General features: G+C 61.9%; 11 protein-coding genes. 4 read left to right on the top strand and 7 right to left on the bottom strand.

Annotation, left to right across the window (positions count from 1 at the left end; translation table 11 throughout):
- A partial coding sequence (locus HUK84_RS06130; RefSeq protein WP_176639485.1) for an MMPL family transporter occupies positions 1 to 782 on the top strand: 782 nt, incomplete at its 5' end.
- A 72-nt stretch (positions 783 to 854) separates the two neighbouring features.
- Here the strand turns inward: HUK84_RS06130 and HUK84_RS06125 are convergent.
- On the bottom strand, positions 855 to 1937 hold the full coding sequence (locus HUK84_RS06125) for a hypothetical protein (protein WP_176639484.1): 1083 nt from the start codon (positions 1935 to 1937) through the stop codon (positions 855 to 857).
- Positions 1938 to 2070: 133 nt separating this feature from the next.
- Entirely contained in the window at positions 2071 to 2229 is a 159-nt protein-coding gene (locus HUK84_RS06120; protein ID WP_176639483.1) for a hypothetical protein, read from the bottom strand.
- Between the two features lie 477 nt (positions 2230 to 2706).
- On the opposite strand from HUK84_RS06120, the gene HUK84_RS06115 reads away from it, so the two are divergent.
- A complete protein-coding gene (locus tag HUK84_RS06115; protein WP_176639482.1) occupies positions 2707 to 2970 on the top strand; it encodes a ribbon-helix-helix domain-containing protein in 264 nt (87 codons plus the stop codon).
- The gene (locus tag HUK84_RS06110) at positions 2967 to 3281 is read left to right on the top strand and encodes a type II toxin-antitoxin system RelE/ParE family toxin (RefSeq protein WP_176639481.1); all 315 of its coding nucleotides are present in this window, start codon (positions 2967 to 2969) and stop codon (positions 3279 to 3281) included. Before HUK84_RS06115 ends, HUK84_RS06110 begins: the two co-directional genes overlap by 4 nt.
- A gap of 458 nt (positions 3282 to 3739) precedes the next feature.
- On the opposite strand, the gene HUK84_RS06105 is transcribed toward HUK84_RS06110, so the two are convergent.
- The 5 genes from HUK84_RS06105 to HUK84_RS06085 form a co-directional block, all read right to left on the bottom strand.
- Positions 3740 to 4684 carry an IS110 family RNA-guided transposase gene (locus HUK84_RS06105; protein WP_176639487.1) on the bottom strand — a complete coding sequence of 315 codons (945 nt, stop codon included), beginning with the start codon at positions 4682 to 4684 and terminating at the stop codon, positions 3740 to 3742.
- Between the two features lie 434 nt (positions 4685 to 5118).
- Positions 5119 to 5529, bottom strand: coding sequence for a type II toxin-antitoxin system VapC family toxin (locus HUK84_RS06100; protein ID WP_176639480.1), 411 nt, complete (start codon positions 5527 to 5529; stop codon positions 5119 to 5121).
- A complete protein-coding gene (locus HUK84_RS06095; RefSeq protein WP_176639486.1) occupies positions 5526 to 5795 on the bottom strand; it encodes an antitoxin in 270 nt (89 codons plus the stop codon). Before HUK84_RS06095 ends, HUK84_RS06100 begins: the two co-directional genes overlap by 4 nt.
- A 239-nt stretch (positions 5796 to 6034) precedes the next feature.
- Complete coding sequence (locus HUK84_RS06090) at positions 6035 to 6274, bottom strand: hypothetical protein (RefSeq protein WP_218064246.1); 240 nt, start codon at positions 6272 to 6274, stop codon at positions 6035 to 6037.
- Positions 6275 to 6293: 19 nt separating this feature from the next.
- Entirely contained in the window at positions 6294 to 8522 is a 2229-nt protein-coding gene (locus HUK84_RS06085) for a copper-transporting P-type ATPase (protein WP_176639478.1), read from the bottom strand.
- A 563-nt stretch (positions 8523 to 9085) separates the two neighbouring features.
- Between HUK84_RS06085 and HUK84_RS06080 the strand changes: the two genes are divergently transcribed.
- On the top strand, positions 9086 to 9422 hold a 337-nt coding region (locus HUK84_RS06080; RefSeq protein WP_246285453.1), incomplete at its 3' end, for a cation-transporting P-type ATPase.

Below are 9422 nucleotides of genomic sequence, written 5' to 3'. Positions count from 1 at the left end.
GGATCCAGGCGGCGCTGGCGCGGCTGGCGCAGGCGCCGGACGGGCAGATCATGGCCGCCGACCGCGCGCTGGTGCGGTTTCTGCCCGGGCAGTTGGACCTGCTGCGCCGGATGCTGTTGGCGCAGAAGGTGGGGATCGGCGATATTCCGCCGTCGATCCGGCAGGATTACCTGCTGCCGGACGGGCGGGCGCTGGTGTCGGTCCATCCGCGCGCGGGGATGGACAGCGACGCGGCGCTGCGCCGCTATGTCGCGCAGATCCGCAGCGTGGCGCCGGATGCGGGCGGCAATGCCATCGACATCGTCGAGAGTGCGACGACCATGGTCCATGCCTTCGTGTTCGCCGCCCTGTCGGCGATCGTGATGATCGCGGCGATCCTGCTGGTGGCGTTGCGCCGGCTGCTGGACATGGCGCTGGTGCTGGCGCCGCTGCTGCTGTCGGCGCTGATGACGGTCGTGCTGGTCGTGCTGCTGCCGGAGCAGTTGAATTTCGCGAACATCATCGCGCTGCCGCTGCTGCTGGGGGTGGGGGTGTCGTTCAACATCTATTTCGTGATGAACTGGCGCGCGGGGGTGCGGTCGCCGCTGTCGAGCCCCACGGCGCGGGCGGTGCTGTTCTCGGCGCTGACCACCGGGACGGCGTTCGGGTCGCTGGCGGCGTCGCACCATCCGGGGACGGCGAGCATGGGGCGGCTGCTGCTGCTGTCGCTGGCCTGCACGCTGCTGGCGACGCTGGTGTTCGTGCCGGCGCTGCTGCCGAAGCGGGTGATCGACGAGAGGTAGGGGGGTGCGAAGGCGCCGCGTGCCGTGCGGCCTGCGTTGTGATTCTTCTTTATTCCCGCTTCGGCATCGTTGTCATGGATGGCCGGACAGTTCATGCGGCATGTTCACTTCACCCACGGGGCCGCCTGGTGCCGCGTCACGCGGCTTGAACCCGATGGTCAAATTCGCCGGATCATAGAGGATGGAGAAGGCGAAATAGGGACATAGTCCGGCAAATACACGATTGATCGGCAAATCCCATCGGACGAATTTCAGTGCCGAAGCATGGGCGCGCCGGCCGATCGTCAGGGTCTCGCGCGCCTGGACGGTATGATCGGCCTGGCCAAAGGTCAGGGCCGCGTGCGTGCCGGCCGGCCATATTTCTTCGTCGCGGCCGGAAAAGACCGCCGTCACGCCCGGCGCGCCGGTATCAGCCAACACACCGCCGCAAATCGAACTGTGCGTATCGAGATTTTCGAGACATCCCGGCACGATGTCGGAGGCCGGCCTCCGCGCGTTGCCAAACTGTGGAAGCATCGGGATTTTCACAAATCCCGCTATTTCGTCATCAGTCGGATTCAGGATCAGCCACCCCGTCCTGGGGATGCCATCAAGAGGCAGGTCGATGATCCAGCGCCTGACCCCTATCGCCAGAAGCGGGTTGGGAACGGCGCCCTGCGATGTGCGAAGTCCGAGGATCGCCCTGAAGCCTTCGTGGGGCAGGCCGTCTCCTTCAATCTCATAGTCCTCCGCATCAACGCGTGACGCAGGACATTTGGGATTGTCCTTGTGGCATCTGACATGCGTAATCATCTGAACCGGGATGGCACCGGCTATCGCGTTCCCGGCGTCGCCGAAACCGACACGTCCGTGGCCAATGACACCGTCGAACACGGTTCCCGAACCGAAACCATAGGTTTCCGTCTTTTCGGACATAAGCACATCTTGCGGATCGACAGTGCGCGGTAAGATTCTCAGGCCGGTCGAACCCGTGTCGAGCGCAGCATCGAACCTGGCGCCACCGAAGGAGAGCGTGATGCTATATCGGCGCGCGCCATCGCTCAGGACCGTTTCTTGGATCGGCACGACGATGCGGGGCGATTCAGCCGCACGCAATGGTCCTGGCGCCGCCATTCGAAGCAGGAACAGGCCCACAAATATCGGCGTTTTGCGCATCGCTTAGTTTCAAACCAATGTCTTAAAAACCAGAGCCGGTACAACGGCTTCACAGCCACAGCAGCATGGCCGATCAGCTGAAAACCAGGCCAGGAAAATTGAAACCATGTCGTCGAACTTCACAGGTTTGTGTTCAAAATCGAAACCATTGTAATGACCCGGCCGGACAGAGAACTTTGTAGCCTGACGAGCGCAGCAGGGTTTCGAAGGAATCACGGACATCGGCGTCGTCATCGACCACGCGGATCAGGGGATCAAAATCATTCATAAAATCGTCCCTCGTCTTCGCCATGCCTCTCGTTGCTGCGCCGGGCGCGCAGCAACGCCTTCACCTTGTCGAGCAATTGTCGAGGATCGACTGGTTCTATTTTAACGGCCTGCTGATTCCCGCACAGATCGTTGTCGGGTTGATCCCGGTATCCGATGCTAAGGACGATCGCGGCCGGGCGCGATTGGTATTTCCACCGCCTTTGGGCGGAACATATGAGCGTGTCTCTGACCGCGCCTCGGAGTAAAGGAATAGCCTGGGGGTCACCCCGACTGCTCACGAGACTTCACCCATTTCTTCGGAATCGGTGGAGTAGGTTCATGGCTGAAAGCGATTATCCGCGGTCGATGTCCGTCGCCGGCAAGAGCAGGCGACGGGAGAGCGTACCGTCCTTCGCTGGTTCAAGCGCAATAAGGACGCCCTCGACACAGCAAGTGCCCGATGCCGGGTTGTCTTGTCCACAAAATTCCTCTAAATGTGGACAGACGCAGGAGGCAGCAGATGAGCAAATCTATGACCCTGAACGTGCGTGTCAGCGGAACTCTCGGCGATTTCGTCGCGGCGAATATTGGTCACGACGGTGCATACGAGAACGTCAGCGAGTATGTCCGGGACTTGATCCGCCGTGACATGGAGCGTGCCGACCGCGAGGCGTTCGACCGGCTCAAGGCAGAGCTGACACAAGCCTTTGCCGCTCCGGAGAGCAGCTACCGGTCACTTGATGCCGACACCGTGATCCGACGGAATGCCCGGCGCGGGGAATGACCGATTTCCGAGTCCAGGACCAGGCCGGGCATCGACTTGATGAGATTTACACCTACACGCGCGAGCGCTGGGGGGATACGCAGGCCGAGGCCTATATTCGCGGTCTGTTCGATCGCTTCAGAGCGATAGCTGGCCGCCAATTCCCGTGGCGGCCCATTCCGGCGGCGTTTGGCGTGCATGGTTACGTGTGCCGCCATGAGCATCACTTCATCTATTGGCGGGAATTGAGTGATGGCGCGGTTGGTATTGTTACCGTCTTGCACAAGCGTATGCACCAGATGAACCGATTCCGCGAGGATTTCTCGGGTTGACCAAGCGTGGCGCCGGATGCATTGCCCTATCAATGCTTCGGCGCGCCGTGGAGCCAATAGAGCAACAGCAGCATCAAGACCCCTGCGACGATGAACAGGGCGGTGCTGTGCCGGTAATCGGCGGAGCTTCTGGTGTGAGCCGGGGCCGGACCGCCAGCACATAGGCATGCGATTGGCCGCCCGTCGCCGCGGTGTCCGGCACCAGTGAACGCTCCGGCGCGCGCATTCCTCAGATGGCCCGCGCCACGAGCCGGCCGGTCGTCTGCTTGTCAGTCATGGTTCGCACGGCGTTAGCCCACCTGTTTGTCGGTCGTATCGTTGCCTCGGGTGATCGCGCCATCCCGTCATAACCAACATGCCATTCTGACGCCTTTTCACGATATCGCGGGTCGTCTTTCGGCACCCCCGTCTTGTGGTCGAATTCCGCCTGTTGTTTACCTCTAGAGTATCCGTTGTGATCAAGCGACTTTTGGTGTCCAAGTTCGATCATCGCGGAGGAGAGCGTTAGCGATGACGACGAGCCTGCGCATGACAGCGGTGATGGCGACCTTGGCGTGTTTTCCACGTGTGACGAGAGCGTCATAGCGGGATTTGAGATCGGGATTGAAGCGCATGGCGACGAGGGCGGGCATGTAGAGGGCCTGTCGCAGATGGGAGCGTCCGCCCTGGATGAAGCTCTTGCCCTGCCATTTTCCCGACTGTCGTGTGATGGGTGCCAGACCGGCCAGAGCGGCGGTCTGGCGTTCGTCCATGGTGCCCAGTTCAGGCATATCGGCAATCAGAGCCTGGGCGGTGATTTCACCCAGGCCGGGGATGCTGGTGAGAATGGCGAGCCGTCGCGTCAGCACCGGATCGGCGGCGATTACAGCATCGATAGCGACATTGAGAGAGGTGAGGTGCGCTTCGATTTGTCGCAGGCGATGGCGAGCGTGACGCTTGAGCAGTTCCTGTCCCAGGGTCTTGAGCCGGTTCAGCGTTGCCGTCCGATCCTTGATGAGGATACGGCGTCCCGCCACCAATTCGGCCAGTTGCACCAGGTTCTCCGACCGGGCGGGGCGGGACTGGGGCTCGAGCAACACGCCGAAGCGTGCCAGCATGAGGGCATCGACCCGATCGGTCTTGGCGAGTTTCCCCGTTGCCTCGGCGAAGCGACGAGCCTGACGCGGATTGACCTTGGCGAAGGGCAGGCCGGCCTGCTCAAGGCGCCGCTCCAGATCCCGATGATAGGGGCCGGTCGCCTCGAACACGATCCGTGCCACGACCTGCTTGCCGAGCCAGCGCAACAGGGCGGTGTGCCCACTGCGGGCGTTGAGGAAGCGCCGTGTCTCCCCGCCCGGATAAAGCGCCACATCGAGATGATCCTTGGAGATGTCGATCCCGATCGTGATCGCCTGACCAGGCATTTGTTTCTTGGAATCAGCGTCGGTCTGCGTCATCTTTTCCATGTCCTATGCTTGTCATCCGGGGCTTGATCCCCCGGGTATCCGTTCAGGGCACAAGGAAAAGAAGGGGCGGTCACACTCTAATACGGCCCATCATGGCCTGTCATATCCCGACCCGTCCCCTTCCCGTTGATCCGGGGTGGCCACCCCGGATCAACGGTCCTTCATCGCACGAAGCGACCAGATTTTCATAAGACAAGTCGTATCCGTTCACACTGGTTCACGGATACGGCTCTAGATCATTGTTTTGGCGAGCATCTTTATCCGATCAGATGATTCCATCTGATCGGATGATGCTCTAGCTCGAAGCCAAGCGGCATATGCCGCTGCGTCTTCAACCGGCGCCGGGCCGGTCGTTTGGATCCCAGCCATGTCCAGCTCCCTCTTTGGACCGTCTATGCAGGAACGAGCCAATTCTCGACCTGCAGGCCGCAAACACGTTCGAATTCACCGGTGTTGGCGGTTACGAGCACCGCGCCGATAGCACGAGCATGAGCGGCGATTAGGAGATCGTTTGGGCCGATCGGCTTTCCGGTCGCCTCGAGATCCGCCCGAATGGCGGCGTATTCGGCATCGGTAGGGAGATCAAGGGCGAGCACGTTGGTGCTTGCCAGGATCGCCTCGATCTGCGCCGTCAGTTTTGGCGAGCCCTTCTTCGCGCAGCCATAGCGGAGTTCGGCCGCGGTGATGATGCTGACGCAAATCGCGTCGTCGCCAACAGAGACGATATGGTGAGCTGCCCTGCCTTGGGGATTACGCGCCAGATCAGAGACGATATTGGTGTCTAGCATGAAGAGCGCCGTCACAGGTCAATTTCCCGCGCCGGAAGCAGTGTGCTGTCGATATCGGGAAAAGCGTCTTCGGCTGATAGCGGCTCCAGCTCGGCGAGGACGGCCGACAAGCGCTTTCCAGGTACCGGTTCGATGATCAGCCGTGAACCCTCCCGGTGAATCAGGACCCGCTCACCGGGAAACTCGAAGTCGGCCGGAATGCGAACCGCCTGGCTCTTGTTGTTCCGAAAGAGTTTGGCCTCACGTGGGGGAGAGGCATCGATCTGGCGACGGTAAGGCATGTGATGCTCCATGTATATCCATTGCATATACATAGAGCAACGGCGGCTTTCAAGCGGCGTCTTCACGGCTGCTTTGCGGGGTAAACGGAAAGTTCGGTTTCAGGTAGATTGGCCGCAAAACCAGACACCGACCGCGGGGCCTACAGAATAGTTTCTTCAAAAAAACAATTTCGAATCGCTTATCCGGCGGAGGCTATTTCTTGTTTTAAAGTCTCCCATTCACGTTTCAGAATCTTTTGTCAGATATCAAGAAAATGTGGATTTACACTGTATTTTTCAGAGGCAATTCGAGTTCCGAGTTCGTAAAACTTTCGTTCAGTATTTTGAGAAATTCCTGGAGTTACACCATAAGACTGAAATTCTCTTATCGCATCTCGAAGTGAATTAATCCAGGGGACGCTCGCCGCCACAGGTGCAACAAGAAAAACGACCACCGAACGAATCATGGCCTTCCTGCGTGTCGTCTGATTCTCAGTCATTGTTGTTGCTGCTGCGCTCTTACAGTTTCACCCTTCGCAGGCGCAGCGCGTTGCCGATCACCGATACCGAACTGAGGCTCATCGCGGCCGCCGCGACGACCGGGCTTAGCAGCAACCCGAACGCCGGATAGAGAACCCCCGCAGCCAGCGGTATGCCCAGCACGTTATAGACGAAGGCCAGAATCAGGTTTTGGCGAATGTTGCGCATCGTCGCCCGGCTGAGGGCGCGCGCACGCGCAATGCCTGCCAGGTCACCCTTGACCAAGGTGATACCCGCACTCTGCATGGCGACATCCGTGCCTGTACCCATGGCCACACCGATATCGGCCTCGGCAAGCGCCGGGGCGTCATTGACGCCGTCGCCGGCCATGGCGACAGCATGCCCTTCGCTTCGCAGGCGCCGGACGATCGCATGCTTCTGCTGGGGCAATATCTCGGCCTCAATGTCGGTGATGCCAAGCTTCGCCGCGACCGCGCGTGCGGTCGTACGGTTGTCGCCGGTCAGCATGACGATGCGGATACCGTCCGCACGCAGGCTGGCGAGTGCCGCGGGCGTTGTCGCCTTGATGGGATCGGCAACGGCGATAAGGCCCGCCGCTTGACCTTCCACCGCGACGAACATCGTTGTCGCGCCATCACGCCGCAGGCTGTCGGTGTGTGCGTCCAGGGGCGCGCTGGTGATGCCAAGTTCCCGCAGGAGAGCCGCATTGCCGACAGCCACCTGATGCGCGCCAATCCGTCCGGTCACGCCCTTTCCGGTCAAGGCGGCGAACGCGGCGACCTCGGTCATGGGGATACCCCGTTCCCTGGCCGAAGCAACGATCGCGCCCGCCAGCGGATGTTCGCTGGCGCGTTCCAGGCTGGCGCACAGGGAAAGTATCGTGGCTTCATCAAAATTCGGCAATGGATTTACCGCGACGATCCGCGGCTTGCCCTCGGTCAGCGTGCCGGTCTTGTCGACGACCAGGGTATCGATCTTCTCGAAACGTTCCAGGGCTTCGGCGTTCTTGATCAGGGCGCCCGCCGTGGCCCCCTTGCCCACGCCCACCATGATCGACATCGGTGTCGCAAGGCCCAGCGCACAGGGACAGGCAATGATGAGGACGGACACGGATGCAACCAACGCATAGGCAAATGCCGGTTTCGGCCCCAGGATCATCCAGGCGGCGAAGGCCACGGCCGCGATCAGGATCACGGCGGGAACGAACCAGGACGAGACACTATCGGCAAGATGCTGGATCGGCGCCCGGCTGCGCTGGGCTTCCGACACCATGTGGACGATTCGTGCCAGCATCGTGTCGGCACCGACCTTTTCCGCCCGCATCACCAGGGTGCCGGAGCCGTTGATCGTCCCGCCGATCAGCCGGGCGTCCTTTTCCTTGCCGACCGGCAGCGATTCACCTGTCACCATCGACTCGTCAACGGCGCTGCGGCCCTCCAGAACCACGCCGTCCACCGGCAGACTTTCGCCCGGCCTGACGCGGAGCCGGTCACCGATCTGCACGGTATCCAGGGCAATTTCCTCATCTGTGCCATCCTGGCGGATGCGCCGCGCCATCTTCGGCGCGAGGTTCAGAAGCGCACGAATGGCGCCGCCAGTCTGCTCACGCGCCCGCAATTCCAGAATCTGTCCCAGCAGGACAAGAACAACGATGACCGCGGCGGCCTCGTAATAGACCGGGATGACGCCATCCTGCCGCAGGTCCTTCGGAAACAGGCGTGGCATAAAGGTGGCAGCAAGGCTGTAAAGATAAGCCGAACCGACCCCGAGCGCGATCAGACTGAACATGTTGAGCGACCGACTGCGGACCGACACCCAGCCGCGTACGAAGAACGGCCAGCCGGCCCATAGCACGACGGGCGAACTGATGGCGAACTGCAGCCATACCGAAGCCCGGGGCGACAAGACGGAATGCAGGTGCAGCCACGGAACATGCCCCCCCATCTCGAGGATCACGGTCGGTACGGTCAGTGCCGTGCCGATCCAGAAGCGGCGGGTCATGTCGCGCAGTTCGGCGCCGGGTCCCACCTCTTTGCCGACATCGGCCGGTTCCAGCGTCATGCCGCAGATGGGGCAGTTGCCCGGTGCCGTCCGCCTGATCTGGGGATGCATGGGGCATGTGTAGACGATTTCACCCGGCATGGGCGGCTCGCCAGCGTGTAAATATCGGGCCGGCGCCATTATCGGACTTGCGGCCGCAACGCCGCCATGGGCGCGTTGAGGGTCATGCTGGCAATTTTCCGGCATGCTCAGGATTGAACTCCGGCGGAGCGGTTATGACCGAAACGCGGGATCCATCGCGGGGTCGTCGCGGCATCCCGACATTGTCTGCCGCGTATCGTGAGCCCGGCCTGCTCGGGAGCATTACCGCCGGACAGTGCGGCCGCCCGTGTCCTGCGCGCCCCGAGTTGCACGGATGAGCATGGTTCGGGTGGCGCGGATGCGCGGAGCACCGGGCCGCGACGTGGCAGGACGCACGGAAACGGCGAACGGAGCGTCACACGACATGGCGGCCTCCCCACGGAATCAATTTATAACTATAACAGCATATTTCGGTTTCTGACGCAGCTATGCACGCATGTGTGTACGATGCCACGCTTCCGCATTGCCTCGCCGAAAATGTTTCCGATAAGCGATCGGGGCGCAGGCGCGAGCGGGTCCTGACGTTGTTCAAGGCCATGTCGCGAAACCCCGCGCGAGCCTGCACGTTGGCCCGACGCAGGCCGTGAGGAGAGTGTGCCATCGCTCCGCAGCGCGTTGCCGTCTGGCCGACGCCGCCGGCAGGTCCCCACGCCCTGCCCGCGCATGAGTTGCTTGCGGGGCTTGGCGTATCCGCAGACGAGGGGCTGGATGAAGACGATGCGCGCGGGCGGCGCGCGGTCTTCGGCCCGAACAGGATCGCCGCGCGTCGCGCCGTCAGCGCGCCGCGCCTGCTGCTGCATCAGTTCGGCGGTCCGGTCGCATGTCTTCTGGGCGCGGCGGCGGCGCTGGCGTTCTATTTCGGTGATCGGGAGGCGGGCGGCGCCGTCGTCGCGGTGCTGGCGATCAATGCGCTGATCGGTTTCGTGACGGAACTGAAGGCCGTGAGCTCGATCGAGGCACTGCGGGCGCTTGGCGGGCGCACCGCGCATGTGCGCCGCGCGGGGC

The organism is Nguyenibacter vanlangensis, from assembly GCF_013376155.1.
Taxonomy (GTDB): Bacteria; Pseudomonadota; Alphaproteobacteria; order Acetobacterales; family Acetobacteraceae; genus Gluconacetobacter; species Gluconacetobacter vanlangensis.
Note: the sequence above shows the minus strand (reverse complement) of the source record. Positions and strands in the feature narration are given on the sequence as shown.